The 14,083-nt window shown below is 60.6% G+C and carries 12 protein-coding genes and 5 pseudogenes; 9 read left to right on the forward strand and 8 right to left on the reverse strand.

Annotation, left to right across the window (positions count from 1 at the left end):
* Positions 1–26: 26 nt before the first annotated feature.
* Positions 27–214: pseudogene (locus RA167_RS13375) on the reverse strand (EmrB/QacA family drug resistance transporter); the annotation flags it as partial.
* Between the two features lie 60 nt (positions 215–274).
* Here RA167_RS13375 and RA167_RS13380 point away from each other — a divergent pair.
* Together RA167_RS13380 and rpsU are read left to right on the forward strand one after the other, a co-directional pair.
* Positions 275–562, forward strand: a complete 288-nt coding sequence (locus tag RA167_RS13380; protein WP_076788065.1) for a hypothetical protein — start codon at positions 275–277, stop codon at positions 560–562.
* Positions 563–672: 110 nt separating this feature from the next.
* Entirely contained in the window at positions 673–885 is a 213-nt protein-coding gene (rpsU, locus tag RA167_RS13385; RefSeq protein ID WP_076788066.1) for a 30S ribosomal protein S21, read from the forward strand.
* A gap of 19 nt (positions 886–904) precedes the next feature.
* Here rpsU and RA167_RS13390 read toward each other — a convergent pair.
* The 4 genes and pseudogenes from RA167_RS13390 to RA167_RS13405 all read right to left on the reverse strand — a co-directional run bounded on the left by RA167_RS13390 (position 905) and on the right by RA167_RS13405 (position 7,237).
* Positions 905–1,848: pseudogene (locus RA167_RS13390) on the reverse strand (AEC family transporter).
* A 242-nt stretch (positions 1,849–2,090) separates the two neighbouring features.
* Positions 2,091–4,547, reverse strand: a complete 2,457-nt coding sequence (locus RA167_RS13395) for a mechanosensitive ion channel family protein (RefSeq protein ID WP_237574278.1) — start codon at positions 4,545–4,547, stop codon at positions 2,091–2,093.
* 757 nt (positions 4,548–5,304) lie between these two features.
* Entirely contained in the window at positions 5,305–6,657 is a 1,353-nt protein-coding gene (locus tag RA167_RS13400; protein ID WP_076788068.1) for a 2-hydroxycarboxylate transporter family protein, read from the reverse strand.
* Positions 6,658–6,886: 229 nt separating this feature from the next.
* Positions 6,887–7,237: a hypothetical protein gene (locus RA167_RS13405; RefSeq protein WP_217697111.1), complete on the reverse strand. Its 351-nt coding sequence runs from the start codon at positions 7,235–7,237 to the stop codon at positions 6,887–6,889.
* A gap of 267 nt (positions 7,238–7,504) precedes the next feature.
* Between RA167_RS13405 and mscL the strand changes: the two are divergent.
* The 3 genes and pseudogenes from mscL to RA167_RS13420 form a co-directional block, all read left to right on the forward strand.
* Positions 7,505–7,957, forward strand: a pseudogene (mscL, locus tag RA167_RS13410) (large conductance mechanosensitive channel protein MscL); the annotation flags it as partial.
* A 247-nt stretch (positions 7,958–8,204) separates the two neighbouring features.
* Positions 8,205–8,342, forward strand: a complete 138-nt coding sequence (locus RA167_RS13415) for a hypothetical protein (protein WP_237574283.1) — start codon at positions 8,205–8,207, stop codon at positions 8,340–8,342.
* Positions 8,343–8,798: 456 nt separating this feature from the next.
* A complete protein-coding gene (locus RA167_RS13420) occupies positions 8,799–9,149 on the forward strand; it encodes a hypothetical protein (protein ID WP_076788069.1) in 351 nt (116 codons plus the stop codon).
* A gap of 107 nt (positions 9,150–9,256) precedes the next feature.
* Here RA167_RS13420 and RA167_RS13425 read toward each other — a convergent pair whose 3' ends face one another.
* Positions 9,257–9,406, reverse strand: a complete 150-nt coding sequence (locus RA167_RS13425) for a hypothetical protein (RefSeq protein WP_170872336.1) — start codon at positions 9,404–9,406, stop codon at positions 9,257–9,259.
* A 182-nt stretch (positions 9,407–9,588) separates the two neighbouring features.
* Here RA167_RS13425 and RA167_RS13430 point away from each other — a divergent pair, with 182 nt between their 5' ends.
* Entirely contained in the window at positions 9,589–10,209 is a 621-nt protein-coding gene (locus RA167_RS13430; protein WP_076788070.1) for a uracil-DNA glycosylase family protein, read from the forward strand.
* 223 nt (positions 10,210–10,432) lie between these two features.
* Here the strand turns inward: RA167_RS13430 and RA167_RS13435 are convergent.
* Positions 10,433–10,812: pseudogene (locus RA167_RS13435) on the reverse strand (chloride channel protein); the annotation flags it as partial.
* Positions 10,813–11,471: 659 nt separating this feature from the next.
* Here RA167_RS13435 and RA167_RS13440 point away from each other — a divergent pair.
* The 3 genes and pseudogenes from RA167_RS13440 to RA167_RS13450 all read left to right on the forward strand — a co-directional run.
* On the forward strand, positions 11,472–12,095 hold the full coding sequence (locus RA167_RS13440) for a cupin domain-containing protein (protein ID WP_083706122.1): 624 nt from the start codon (positions 11,472–11,474) through the stop codon (positions 12,093–12,095).
* A 25-nt stretch (positions 12,096–12,120) separates the two neighbouring features.
* A complete protein-coding gene (locus tag RA167_RS13445) occupies positions 12,121–12,510 on the forward strand; it encodes a DUF488 domain-containing protein (RefSeq protein ID WP_076788072.1) in 390 nt (129 codons plus the stop codon).
* Positions 12,511–12,692: 182 nt separating this feature from the next.
* A pseudogene (locus tag RA167_RS13450) lies at positions 12,693–12,821 on the forward strand (ModE family transcriptional regulator); the annotation flags it as partial.
* Positions 12,822–13,181: 360 nt separating this feature from the next.
* On the opposite strand, the gene RA167_RS13455 reads toward RA167_RS13450, so the two are convergent.
* Complete coding sequence (locus RA167_RS13455) at positions 13,182–14,060, reverse strand: AraC family transcriptional regulator (RefSeq protein ID WP_076788075.1); 879 nt, start codon at positions 14,058–14,060, stop codon at positions 13,182–13,184.
* Between the last annotated feature and the right edge of the window lie 23 nt (positions 14,061–14,083).

Genomic DNA, 14,083 nt, shown 5'->3' on the forward strand with positions numbered 1-14,083 from the left:
GGTCAGCGCCGATGTCGAGCATGCAACGATATCAAGTATCCCGTCGAGTTCCAGGTGCCTTCGGTGCCGGCCGCGCCGAACTCCCCTGAATTTGCGGTGGCGCAGAGTTTGTGATTGAAATGTCCCGCGTCGCCATCAGTGCGCCGAGCACGCCCACCGTGACGGTGATCCAGTCGATCGTCGCGCGGTCCCGATATTCTCGGAGCACCAGAATACCGGGACCCGCTCCGTGATTTGCGTGTATAGTGACTGATGTCCCCGTCGAGGAGCAATTATGTCGACACCGCTGCGACTTTTCTATAAGGGGTTCGAGCTTCGTCCGCTCGTTTTCGCGCGCCAATTCAGCCGTTTCGACGGTCACTCGCGCTATGCTGAAGGTTATGACGTTGCCGTGCGCATCTGCCGTCTGGGAACAGACGGCGCCGCGGGCGCGGGCCGCGTATTCAAGGTCGACCAGGAACATGTGTTTGCCGATTTCGGCGTGGCCCGACGTGTTGCCTGTCAGCAAGGACAGGACATCATCGACGGCAAGGTGGACGGCGCGTCGGTGATCGACATGTGAGCGGGCCAGCCATTACTTGCTTTAGCTGATGTTTCGTATGAGCATGCGACGCCTTGGGTTTCGCACAGGCGTGCGGTACCTTTTTCTCCCATTGAACTCAAAGGAATGATTTGACCACTGTTATCCCGAAGCCTAATGAGCCCGTCGAGGTTGCACTCCGGCGTTTCCGCCGTTCGATCGAAAGCACTGGCTTGATCAAAGAGTTGCGTGCCCGCACGGCATATGAAAAGCCCACCACAGAGCGCAAGCGGAAGAAGGCAGCCGCCGTGGCGAGATTGCGCAAGCAGATTCGCCGTTCCTTGCCGCCCCGGAAGTTGTATTGACCCTATCGCGTGCGGCGAGTCAGCCGCCCGGTGCGCGCATCCAATACAGCAGCAGCGACAGCGACACCAGGGAGCCCATCGTGGACAGCAGGATTGTCTGCGCCGTCACGGCGGCTTCGCGGCGGTAAAACTCGGCTAGCATGTACGGCCCCGTGCCGGTGGGCAACGCGGCGAGCAGCACGGCGACGTCGGCCAGTGGCGTGGCGAGAGCGAATACGTGGACTGCCAGCCACCATGCAAGCATTGGCTGCACGAGCAGCTTGACGCCGGTAAACACGAGCGCCGCGCGGGTAGTGCCGGTTGCCGGCCGGGGCTCGGCCAGGAACAACCCGAGGCTCACGAGCGCGCATGGACTGGCCGCGCCGCCTAGCAGTTTCGTGAACGCAGCCAGGCCGGGCGGCAGCGCGATCGCGGCACCGGAGACGAGCGCGCCGACGACAGGTGCCATGGTTAGCGGATTTTTCACGAGTGACCACGCCACCTTCGCCGCGAGCTTGCGCGGCGCGCGTTCATTTTGCACGCCGATTTCTATTAGCACGATCGCAAAGGTAAACAGTACGCAGGTGACGATGACCGTAGCGATCGTGGTCGGCGCAAGGCCAGCATGGCCGAACGCGAGCAGGACAAGGGGGAAGCCGAGATAGCCGGTGTTCGGATAAGACGCGGCGATCGCGTCAACGCTGGCGTCTGCCAACTGTCGCCCCGCCATCAACCGCGCAGCCAACACGATGGCGAACACCGCGGTGCAGCTGACAGAGAACGTGGCGACCAGCGCCGGGTTAGTCAGCTGCGCCCAGTCCGAATGGGCGGTGATGTCGAAAAGCAGCGCTGGAAGCGCGAGCCGTACAACAAAGCGGTTCAATTCGGACGCGGCCGTGGGCCAAGCAGTGCGCGCTGGCGACACACGAAGCCGGCAAAAATCAGTGCGAAGACGGGAAGCAGGATGCCGAGCGTCGATAACATCGCGAAGCCGTAAGTTAAGTTGGGCTGGAAAGCCGGTCGCGACAGGTTAAGCGGTTACAACGATACAATTCAATTTAGAATGCGGTGGTTGGCCATGCTTTTGCACCGTGATCGACGTCAAGCCGCTTTGCTATTGGGTTGCGTTCGCGCAGCCCCCATTTCGCGCGGGCAGCCGCGCGACTGAACTTGATCCCCCGGAGCCGGCAGTTGGGCGCGTTGGAGGCGCCGCGCAATGCGCAATTCTACCGGTTCGGGGACGTGCCCACGTCCGGGCCACTTGGCTGCGTGGCCGTCGCGCGCGCATCGATCACGAAGTTGCGCTGTGGATTGGCCAACTCGATGCCCCGTTCCGTGAAACGATCCAAGATGCGCCGGTTGAATTCACGCTGAACCGGCCAGCGACGGGTATCGCGGCACGCGATCTGACCGACCAGCGTAATGCTCGCGCCATCGATCTGGTCGACACCCCAGAAGCTGAAGTCGGACAAGATGCCATCCTTGAACTTGTCATCGCTGCGCAACTCGGCGCCGATATCGACCAGCGTCTGGATCGCGTACTGGACGTCTGCCCCTGCTGCGATCACGACCTTCACTGCGGCGTTGCCGATGCCGCGATTGGTGTTGTTGACCGTTGTGACAGAGCTGAATGGCACCGTGTACAGCGAGCCGTCGCCGCCGCGCAAACGTACGGTGCGGATCGACAAATACTCGACAGAGCCCGATACGCCCGCAACCGTCACCCAGTCGCCGACCTGCATCGCGTTTTCCATCAATAGGAAAATACCGGTGATGAAGTCTTGCACCAGCTTTTGCGAGCCGAATCCGAGCGCGACGCCAAAGATGCTTGCGCCGGCCAGCAGGGGGCCCGTGTTGACACCGATTTGGCTCAGCGCGGTGAGCCCGACGATCATCAAGATCGCGATGAATAGCGTGGTACGCAGCATCGGTAATAGCGTGCGCAGCCGCGCCGCCCGGATCACGTCGCCAGCCGCCGTCCACCGCTCGAGCCGCCGCTCGGCGCCTACGTTCGCGATCTCCCAGATCAACACTGCGACCAGCGCTGCAATCGCGATCGTCACCAGCGCCGAGCCAAGCCGGTTGCCGATTGGATTGTAGACAAGGAACGTGCCGACGTGCAGTCCCCATATCGACAGCAGCACCAACAAAGTTGCGACGCCGATCACCACGGACAAGGCTTGACGCAGCAGCGGATAATAGCGGTACGCGCGCCGACGTCCGACGCTGGAAGTGCTGTCGTCCACGCCTTGTCCAAACACGCGTCCGAGCGCGCCGAACGCGACAATGGCGACGACGCGCGCGGCGAGCAGCACAGCGAGCGACAGCCCGCCCAGGTGTAACACCATCTCGTAGCCGTTGCGCACGTCGAGCGCCCAGACTAGCCACAGCGCGAGGATCACGAATACCGTCGAGCCTGCCCAGATGTCCGCCAGCCAGTGGCCCAGGTATGCGAGCGTTGGCCGTTTCGTGAAATAGCCACGGATCGTGCGCGCCACCGGTACCCGGCATTGCAGGATTGCGATCGCCGCCATGATGTGTACCGTTAGCGCCACCAGCTTGACCAGTGCCAACTGCGCTTCCTGCGTCATGCCGAGCCGGCCGGCAGCGCCTGCCCATGCTCCGCCGGCCCCTGCGACGACCACCATTCGAGTCATCCAGCTTTGTGCAAACGACGCCCAGTGATCCCGCAAAGGAAGTAGACGCAGGTGTGGCGCGTTAGGCGCAAAAAAGAATGTACAGGCGAGCAACACCGCCCGGCCAATTACGTACGCGTCAACGACTACGCCTATTGCGCTCGACGCTTGCGCGTTGGAAGTGCCCCACACGGACAACAGCATGGATGCACATAGCGCAAACGCGGCCAACGGCACCGCACCAAGCGACAAGTGGACCAGCGCGCGGGGTAGCACTTGCAGGCGGCTCCAATGATGTGCCGCGCGCGACGCAGACGCTCGCGGCACGCCTGCGTCGCCGGGCTGGGTGCCACTTTGGGGCGATGGGGCAGGCGACTCGTGGGGTGTGGCGTGATGGGACGCCAGCGCGCTGCGTGAGCGCCGTACTGCCCGTCGCACCAGCAATTCGAGCATTAGTGACGGCGCCAGCACGGCAAGTAGCAGTTCCAGCAGTCCTAGCAACGCATGCTTGCCTTGTGGGCTGGATAAATGCCATGCCCACCATTGACGGACCGACGGAAAGTCGAGCAATGCCGAACTCGACAGGTGCACGCGCTGTCCGAAAGTGGAAGCGGATTGTGCGATGTGCCGCGATAACTGTGTCACCAGTCCATCCGCGTCGAGCGCCTTGGCCAACGACCCAGCTGGACCGCTGGCGGTTGACGGCACACTCGCGGCGACGGCAGAGGGCGACGCGGCTGGGCTAGCCAGCGTACCCGCCGCGGCGATCGCCCGCAGCGTGTCCTCGAACTGCGCGCGGCGTCGAGGATCGTTCAATACTTGCAAAGCGGTACGTGCCTGCTCCGGCGTGAGCGTGACCGCGGCGTTGCTCGTTGGCGCGGCCGGCGTGCCAGATGACGGTGGCGCAGCAGTGCTAGGGGTGGGGGTGGGCGCCGCGCTTACTCGCACTGCGATAGACAACGCGACCACCATCACTGCGAATACGGTTGCAATCCAGGTAAGCTGACGGGCGGGTTGGCAAAGCGGCGGACGGAAAGAAACGGGCATGGCAGTAATTCGAAAAGGCACAAATCGACTACGACAGCGTTCGTGCAGAGGAATTCATCTCGGCGCTACTTCGGGGCGATGCAGCAACATGTCGATGTCCTATTGCTGCGGTACACTGCGTTGCAATAGATAAGTCGGACATCCCAAGAAAACCGACGCCGATCATATAAGCGTTTCTGCCCTTCGGATCTTCATGTGATGTTGTCCGGTTTTCAAGCGGGGCCTGCGTTGGCGGACGAATACAGGGTAAAATGACGTTGGATCGTTTGATTTTACCCGAAAGGAGCGTGCTCGTCTCGCCCTGAGGCTGGTAAATCCAGAACCGAATGACGGCCCGCGATGGCGCGCGACGCGATTGTCATTGCGATGCCTAGCCAATCACGCGGTCCTGGACATGGATGCATTCAAAGAAGCAGTCGTTATTGCCGCGCATCATGCAGAAAGTGATGTCATTACATACCGTAATTGCCCGACAGCTGTTTGACTCAATGCATACTGCCTCAGCATGCGTTCGAGTTTCCTTGGTAATGAATTTAACGTTGTTGCGGCGTTTCTTACCATCGTAGCCGGCGTATCAGTTGCAAGAGTCAGCTGTTAAGCCATATCATGCTTGACGCGACTGAACATGCATTACACAATCGCGGTTCACACATCGTTATTGAATATAGCTTAATTGGCCTCTACATAAATTATATAATATTTTAATAATGTTACTGATTTATGTCGACGACGTAGACAGGACATGTGCATTTTTGCATCAAATACATTGGTCCAACAATAACAGCGCTACCACCACTGTAAGCGCCCCACCGATCCGAGTGGCAAGTTGCGCAAACGGCATCAATGGCAAACGGTTGGCCGCGGTGAGAATGGCCAAGTCTCCGACACTACCCATGCCACTATGACATGCGTTGACCAACGCGCTTTCAATCGCCGGCAGCCCCGTCCAACGTCCGACGAGAAAGCCGGTGGTCATTAGTACAAGCACCGTGACAAGTGCTGTGACAAGGTGCACTGGACTCAGAGCGGCAATGACTGCATCCCATGGCATCAATGTGATGCCAACACCACATAGCAGTGGATAAGACACCGTGCATGCGAAGAAACGATAATTCCAGTGCGCGCCATGTTCGAGGTGAGAGGGCACGGCACCAATTAGCTTAATCAAAACGGCGAACGCTAACATGCCGATCGGTGCGGGCAAGCTTGTAAAATGTTGAATAACCAGGCCAGCAAAATACAAGCTAATGGCAATCGTTGCGGCTGCCGCAATGTGCTCAATGGGAACAGACTTGCGGCATAACAGTGTAGTGTTATCCGCCGTCGTCAGCCAAGCCTGGTTGTCTTGGGGCCAACTTCGGCTGACTCGATGCAGTATTGCGGCACTAGCGATGGCGCCTAAATTGCCTAGGACAATCGCCGGCACTACTTGCGCAAACAATTGGCCTTGTGGTTGCTGTAATAGCGCGGCATAGCCGATGGTAAGAGGAATCGCACCTTCGCCGATTCCGCCGGCCATAATAGGTACAACAATGAAAAAGAATGTATCCTGCGCGCTCAAACCGAATGCAACACCCGTTGCGGTGCCAGCTAATGCCGCAGTCACTGAACCGGCCACAACAGGGACGCAGAATCGCACAATGCCTTTAATCAATACTTGTCGATCCATACCCAGTAAGCAGCCCGCGATCACGAGGATGCAGAATAGATAGAGGATATTTGTTGCCACCCACAGCTCGCGGATTGAAACAATCAAATTTTTTGGCAACCATTGATGATGGGTCAAACAAGAGGGTAATAATAGTGTCATGATCACCGGACCACCCATGTGACGTAGCACGGGCATCCGGGCGCCAATTTCAAAACAAGTGAACCCGACAACTGCAAGCACGGCGATGAGTACTGGCAATTCGCTCGGTAGCTCCTCAAGCGCAATAAGTGCGCTTAAGCATGCGAGGATGAGCCCATACGCTGGCAATGGGATAATGCCAATATGTCGTTTCATCAGCCGTTGCCAATACGCAGAGGCACAGAACCCGCGAAAAGGGAAAAGAAATGCTTGACGAAGAAACTGCCGAGTCGAGCGACCAGCAATAGGCGGCATAGCCATGGCTTGGTTCCTTGAGCAGGATTTTTTACTGCCCCTTGTTTTGCAGGGACGCGAATCGATCGTGGTTGACAAACTGAATGCAAGAAACTCGCCTGGCCGAGATACTGCCAGCCCGGGTCCGAGTGCAGCCTTGGCCGTGTGCTTCGGGTTGATCAATCGCTTGTTTAGCATCCTCCCTACCAGGTTGAACAACGGGTGCTGTGAAGTTTCATAGACGAAGACCTTGCCGCTATATAGGTCCAAGATCGATGCAAAATACAGCTTTTAACCCCTCTTTTGCGTTCGTCACGTCGGTTACGCGAGTTGGGTCGAGACGTCGCACATTGAACTGTTGTTCAAGAAAGTTGGGCGTATTGTGGCTGAACGCATCGCTCCAGATACACCGCAACTTTTCCGGTAGCGTATCGTTGGTAGGGTCCTGCGAGACTTCGAGGGCTGGTTGGCGACAGGCCTTGTCCATCGACGAGCTGAATTTCGGCGCGGGTAACTTGATCACAGTGAGCTTTCCATTGGCCGTTAATGGTAGAGATTCAAGTGCTGTAAAAGTCGACAGCGCCATATGCTGCGGGAGTAAACGCATGGCATGGCAAAGGACGCTAGCCACCCTGTCCTTGCCGAGTACAACATACGCATCGGGCCGAGCAGACGCTGCGTCGTCAACGCTTGCACAATTCACAACACAGTGTGTTCATGCTTCGGCACGCGGAGTCGGTTAAGGCGGAGGGAATGCGTGATTGGGGACATTGGCCGTCAAGTTGACCCAGATCTGGAGATTCACTGACGCGAGTCGCCCGAGTCGGGCACGCGGATCGCTTAAGCGCCCAGGATATTTTTGCCGGAGCACGAAATGGCCCAACTCATCCAAGAATTTAAGCAGTTTGCGATCAAAGGCAACGTGATGGACCTGGCCGTTGGTGTGATCATCGGCGGCGCATTCTCGACGATTGTCAATTCGGTGGTCAAGGACTTAATCATGCCAGTCATCGGTGCCGTCACGGGCGGGCTAGACTTTTCAAACAAGTTCATCCGTATCGGACGTATTCCGGCCACGTTCAAAGGCAATCCCGACTCGTACAAAGACCTGCAGGCGGCAGGCGTCGCGGTGTTTGGCTACGGGGCCTTCATTACAGTGGTCTTGAATTTTTTGATCCTGGCGGTGATCGTCTTCTTGCTCGTCAAGGCGGTGAACGAATTGCGCAGACTGGACGCGCATAAGGCTAAAGAGACGCCTGCCGCTCCTGCGCCGCCGCCCGAGGATATCCTACTGCTGCGCGAGATCCGCGATGCTCTGAAGCGTAGCGACGGCAGTATCGAGCGCACGCAAGGCGCTCGATACTGTTGCCCTGGCCTAGCAATGGGCAGCTCGTCACCCCCGCTAACGACGCAGCAATCGATATAAGCACAAAAAATGCTCCCCCACCGCTGTGGGTACGCGGCAGCATCCGCAGCCGTCGTGTAATTCGAGGTGGGAGAAGTCAGTGAGGCAATCGATGCTTGATTAAATCGACTACGAGACCCGGCGCGAACTGGTGCAGGTTGCTTTGGTGGTGTACGGCTTGACCGCGTCCCGACGCACGCCCCCGAAGACCGGTGAGACGTTCTCCTCGACGCTAAAGCCGATCGGCAAGCGCGTTACCCTCTGTACGACATTGGTACTGACAAGAAGTGGATCCGCGACACGGTGAGCGAGTGTGGCGACCCAGACCGGAATGGATTCGACCGTTGCCGTGATGGGCTGGAAGACTGGCAAATGTGAATTGACGCACTGCTCGGCCAGGCATGTCCACGGGGCGAAGATGATCGTGTTCACGTACTTGAGCACCTCCGTAATCTATTGGTGCACGCTGCATGCCACAAATCGCAGGGTGGCAGCCGCAGTCGCAAGACGGGACGGGGCCCGCACTGGGGCGCTCGCAAGGTGTCCGTCGTGGGACGCGCGCTGCGAGCGGCAAGCCGGTACGGATATTGCATCTGCCTTCGTGCTTGACGCGTCGCGTCGAACCGTGGCGTCCGGATTGGCGCCTTGAAATAGCATGGTGGCGGGCAAAGTATCGATTGTGGGGGACCACGCCACCCCCCGTGCCATTTCACTTCCCGGGCGATGTAGTTTTTCCGCAGGCCGGGACCACGAAGGTAGGGAGATGAACAACGGCTTGAATTCACGAGATACCGGCGTCGAGCATGCCCGCACGCCAGTTACTGCCACGCTGCGCGACGCGGCCTGGCAGGGTAGCCACGCGCGTGCGCCGCAGCCCGTCACGGTACGGCTCACAGTACGCGCGTCGACAGGCGAGCTGCGGATTATTGCCGTGTGGGCAGCGTTAGGCACCTATGCCAGCCACGTTACGCAGAGCCGGATCCGCTGCAACCGAAAACTCGCCATGGACGTACTGGAACTGGACTTTCGCGATATACCAGATGCTGCGCTCACGGACATCGCAGCCTATCTGTCCGCGGCGCCGTGGGTACGGGACGCGCGCGTGCAATGGTGATGTCGGCATACATCGGCTGCACAACCGCGGCGGCGCTTGCCGACCCGATGATGGCGGGCCGGACGCGGTGGCCCGAAGTGCGCGCTGCTGACCGCAGCAACCGTGGGTTAATAGCTGGCCCCGGACGCCGGCCTGTCCGCGCTGCCCGTGCCGCCGGGCGCGACCCCGGAATTGTCGGCGCGCTTACATCCTTCAATGCCAGTGGTCAGCGCGGCCATGAGCATGGCAAATAGCAGATAGACAACGTGTCGTTTCATCGCGGGTTCTCCTTTGACGAGTGTCGCAACGAAAGCTGCAATATACGTACCCGGGTGCTTGTTTCACGAGCCCCAGGGCGCTGTGTTTCTTGAACACCGTTGCTGCGGCGCGCGGCGATGGCGCCGGGTTCACCGCGGGTGTATGCTGCCCGCTGGTTTGGTGTAATGTGTGTTGAAGCGGTATGAAGCTTATGCGGCCCCATTCCCGATATGCGTCTCTGGACATGTTGCTGCGCGACGTGCGCGCATGCCGTGTCTGTGATGCACAGTTGCCGGCCGGCGCACGGCCGGTGATCAGGGCCAGCCGCGATGCGCGTCTGTTGATCGTCGGCCAGGCGCCGGGGGCAAAAGTCCATACGTCTGGGGTGCCATGGAGCGACGCCAGCGGCAAGCGGTTGCGGGACTGGCTCGACATGACCGAGGCCGAATTCTACGATGTATCTCGCGTCGCGATCATTCCGATGGGCTTTTGCTACCCGGGTCGGGGTACGAGCGGGGACAATCCCCCGCGACCGGAATGCGCGCAATTGTGGCTTGAACAGCTGTTGTCCCATTTGCCACGGATTGAGTTGACCCTGTTAGTTGGACAATATGCGCAGCATCATTTCCTCGGCGCACGGCGCAAGTCGTCGTTGACCGAAACGGTCCGCGCGTGGGCCGAGTACGCCCCATCGTATGTGCCGCTGCCGCATCCGTCGCCGCGCAATCAATTATGGTTTAAGCGCCACCCGTGGTTCGCCGATCAGGTGCTGCCGATGCTCAAGCAGCGCATCGCGGCGTTGTTCGGCGCGTCACCACGCTAGCGGGCCGCGACGGGCGCCGTGTCGCTCGGTCATCGGCGTCTGGCGCCAACTTCCTGCCATCGTGGCACGCCTCGATGGCAATGCGGCGTATAGCATCTGTCTGAGATGAGCCGCGGTCGCCGCGCCATCGCGCCGGTATTAACAAGGTCGTGCCTCACGGCGCCGGCGCGAATGCGGATCGTCGGCGACCGCTAGCCGCTCGAGCCCATGCACGGCGAGGCGGGAGCAGTACAGTGGCCAAGGGCGTACCGAACACCGCGGTCATGCCCGCCGGCTGCACCGGAAACCAGCAGCGTCTTGCGTTCTGCCGCCGATAAGCGGAAATACTGCATGATTAGCGAGCCCAGTGCACTGCCAGTCATGGGGCGCCTCCGCGCCGAATGGTCCGCCACTGCCGATCACGATGTCAGATGACAACGGCTTAAGCAGCGCGACCTTGGGCGACATGCGGCTTTTGTCGAACAGGATCGCCTCGATGGCTTCGGGGATGCCGTGCCCGCGGATCTTCTCTGAGCCATACCGTGCAGTCAGACCGACAATGAGCCCGCCGAGCACTGGCACGATGAAGATTGCGATGCCCAGCGTGTGCATGGCCCGTTCCCGTCTTGGCCGCTGTTCGAAGCGGTGACGTCTTACCGTGGTAGCCGGCAGCGAGCGGCCAGTCAGTACATCATTGAAGCGCAGCAGCAAAGCGGCACGAGTTAAGCGCAACTGGCCGATCTCAGTACTGGCTCACTCACGGTCACTCACGAGCGTTGAATTGCCGTTCTGACCTCGATAAAAAGGGCGCCTCAATGAAGCGACCATCCAAACTACAACGTTCGGCCTTGTTCACTGCACCGGCGTGCGGGCTAAAACTCAAGCCGTTCGCCATGCCGTTTTGTTGACATGGCTCGACCGAGCAGCGCCGATGCGAGCCGCCGGCCGTGGCGACGAACCGAGGATGTTTCAGGATGCTGCGCTGTGGCGTGCCGCGGTGATAATCCGCAAGCGATGGAATGCAGAAAAGCGCATCATAGACGTTGCATGGTAGGCGGCGTTGTGTTCGCTGCGGCGCGATGGGCATCGTGCGAGGCTGGTGCAGATCGGCCCAGCAGACGATTGCGCCAGTGAACGCAAGATTTTGCACTCCAATGTGCAAGGTCGCTCATGCAGGCCGCGCCGGCTAGGGCGCCGCGACCTGGTACGAACCGTGCATCTGCGCTGGCAATGCGCGATCAATAGAAAAACCGGATCGGACGAAGACTCGAAGGAGCACCGTTATGCCACGTTTTTTCTACTTACGCCGCGCGCCGCGCGGCTTCGGCGCCGAGGGCGACAGCCATGTCCGCCGCAGCCGCGCAACTTCGGCGCGTCCGCCCGGCGTATCGTACGCTCCCGTGCCCACGCCCGAAGCGTTCATGTTGCCACCGAACGACTGGATACCGAACAACGACCGCCTGCCGGTGTTGCTATACCGCGCAGGACTCAGTCCATACGAGTACGACCTGGCGACGCGTTTTGAGGCCACCTTTTCCCGCTATGGCTGGCCACCGCAATGGCGTGACGGCATCTACGATTTCCCACACTTTCACTCGACCGCACACGAGGCGCTGGGCATCGCGCAGGGCGTGGCCAGCGTCGAGTTGGGCGGCCCCGGCGCACGCGAGGTGCAGCTGGAGCGCGGCGACGTGCTCGTGCTGCCAGCGGGCACAGCCCACTGCTGCCTGTCGGCCAGCGAGGACCTGGTGGTGGTCGGTGCTTATCCGGCCGGGCAGCAGTGGGACATCTGCCGAGGGCCATTGTCCGATGCTGCGGTGCAGAGCATGCGCTCGCTGGCGGTGCCGAATAGTGATCCGTTGGGAGGGACCAACGGCCCATTGACGCGTTTATGGGGCGCGAGATGACGCACTGACGCAACAGGAGTGAGCGATGAGCATACGGATCGTGCAGTTGGGATCGCCACGCGCCGATGACGAGGGCCTGCGCATCGGCACGGTGCGCAGGCCGCCACGCGGCGTGCCCAAGGCCGAATTTGCCCGATGTAACTACTACGATGTGTGGTTGCCGATCCTGTCGCCGGACGCAGACGGCGTGGCGCAGGCGAAATCGGCGCGCAGTCAAACCGAATGGAACGCGTTTGCCCGTAGCTTTCGTGCCGCCATGAACAGTGGTGATGCTAGCAAGGTGCTGGACGTGCTCGCCGCGCTTTCCAAGTCGACAAATTTCTCGATCGGCTGCTATTGCGAGGACGAAAGCCGTTGCCACCGCAACATCCTGCGCGAGCTGCTGCAGGCACGCGGCGCGCAGATCCTAACGTAAAGCGATGGCCGACAGCGAATCCGCTCGCGGCCAAGCCCTTGGCACGTCGGATAAGGGCCACTTCGCAAGCGGGACACCTCACGCGCAGGATACATCGCAACGTCTATGGCCCAGCCTTCGCCAACAGCCGCGCCTCGCTCCGCGGCAAGGGCCTCGTGTAGGCTGGCGCGCATGATCCAGCCATGGCCTATCGGCGCGCATGGCTGCTGCCCGACGAGCTGAATCAGTCGCTGAAGTCCCCGGCGACCGCCTCAGAGCACGGCGGACAACGGAATGGAGGCTGCGTGCTCACGGCGGTTGGCGAGCAGATTCGAACGGGACCGCCAACGCATCGGCGTGCTGCGCATCAGCAGCGAAGGGGACGCACTGCATATCCGCGACCTGCAACTGGCGCCCGAAGCCCGCGGCGCGTGCGGCGCACGTTTCTGCTAGAAACCGTGCACGCGTGGGCTTGCCGGCGTCGCCTGCGGATACTGCGCTTGCGCGTGTTCACCGAAAACCCCGCCACAAGACTGTATGTGCGGCTCCGCTATCAGAACGTCGGGAGACCGCTTGCCGACTTCGGAATGGTCAAGCAGATGGAACGCATTGCCTGACTGCGCTAGTCCGGCGTCACCGCCGGATTGATTCTGCACACCGTCGATAGGTTAGGCATCCTTTCAAATTGTCGGCTACGGTGCCGGCGGCCAGGTCGAGCTGATCGGCCCGGCCACCTCGTCAGGCTCGAAGACCTGCGCTTCGCGCGCACCGGGCACACCGTTCTGTCGCGTGAAGAACGCACGGGGGCTCTCGCCGAATGCGCGACGAAACATCGCCGAGAAGGCACTCTGGCTCTGGTAGCCGAACTCATGGGCCACGCGCGCGAGTGGATACCCTTGACTGAGCAACGGGATTGCGCGCGCTAGCACCGCCTGCTGCCGCCATTGCGAAAAACTCATACCCAGTTCCTGCCGGAACAGCCGCGCAATGGTACGCACGCTGGCGCCCGCCCGTGCGGCCGACATCTCGAGCGTTTGAGCGTGCGCGGGATCGGCCAGCACGGCCTCGCACAGCCCCCGCAGGCGCTTCTCGGTCGGCAGCGGCACGCCAAGCGGCAATGGCCGGGAGCGCATCATCTCGTCCTGCAACAACTCGCACAGCAGCGCTTCACGCCGCCCGGGCAACTCGCGTGCATCGAGTGCCGCAATCACCTCGCGCATCAAAGGCGAAACTTCGACGACCTGGCATCCGCTGAGCCCTGCCGGACACGCAGACTCGTCAATATAGATCGTGCGCAGGAACGCGTCTTCGATGACGGCGACCTGATGCGGTACGTTCGGCGGCACATATACGGCGCGCGACGGTGGCACGATCCAGGTGGTGCTCATACTAGTCATACGCAACACGCCGCGCGACGAGTAAGCCAATTGCGCCCACGGATGCGTATGGCCCGCAAAACCATGGCCAGCCGGCATGGGCCGAGACCTGATCCGGATCGGATGATCGCGGGTCGGCGCGTGATGTGGCGGGATATCGGCCATCATCAGGGCCGGGGTGTCGGCAGAGAGCATGGCACTGATAACGGCACAAACAA

This window comes from Mycetohabitans endofungorum (assembly GCF_037477895.1).
GTDB lineage: Bacteria > Pseudomonadota > Gammaproteobacteria > Burkholderiales > Burkholderiaceae > Mycetohabitans.

What these genes read in the sequence shown, in the direction of transcription:
- RA167_RS13380 (WP_076788065.1), top strand. Translation starts at nt 275, where the DNA reads ATGTCGACACCGCTGCGACTTTTCTATAAGGGGTTCGAGCTTCGTCCG.
- RA167_RS13395 (WP_237574278.1), bottom strand. Translation starts at nt 4,547, where the DNA reads ATGCCCGTTTCTTTCCGTCCGCCGCTTTGCCAACCCGCCCGTCAGCTT.
- RA167_RS13400 (WP_076788068.1), bottom strand. Translation starts at nt 6,657, where the DNA reads ATGGCTATGCCGCCTATTGCTGGTCGCTCGACTCGGCAGTTTCTTCGT.
- RA167_RS13405 (WP_217697111.1), bottom strand. Translation starts at nt 7,237, where the DNA reads ATGCGTTTACTCCCGCAGCATATGGCGCTGTCGACTTTTACAGCACTT.
- RA167_RS13420 (WP_076788069.1), top strand. Translation starts at nt 8,799, where the DNA reads ATGAACAACGGCTTGAATTCACGAGATACCGGCGTCGAGCATGCCCGC.
- RA167_RS13425 (WP_170872336.1), bottom strand. Translation starts at nt 9,406, where the DNA reads ATGAAACGACACGTTGTCTATCTGCTATTTGCCATGCTCATGGCCGCG.
- RA167_RS13430 (WP_076788070.1), top strand. Translation starts at nt 9,589, where the DNA reads ATGAAGCTTATGCGGCCCCATTCCCGATATGCGTCTCTGGACATGTTG.
- RA167_RS13440 (WP_083706122.1), top strand. Translation starts at nt 11,472, where the DNA reads ATGCCACGTTTTTTCTACTTACGCCGCGCGCCGCGCGGCTTCGGCGCC.
- RA167_RS13445 (WP_076788072.1), top strand. Translation starts at nt 12,121, where the DNA reads ATGAGCATACGGATCGTGCAGTTGGGATCGCCACGCGCCGATGACGAG.
- RA167_RS13455 (WP_076788075.1), bottom strand. Translation starts at nt 14,060, where the DNA reads ATGCTCTCTGCCGACACCCCGGCCCTGATGATGGCCGATATCCCGCCA.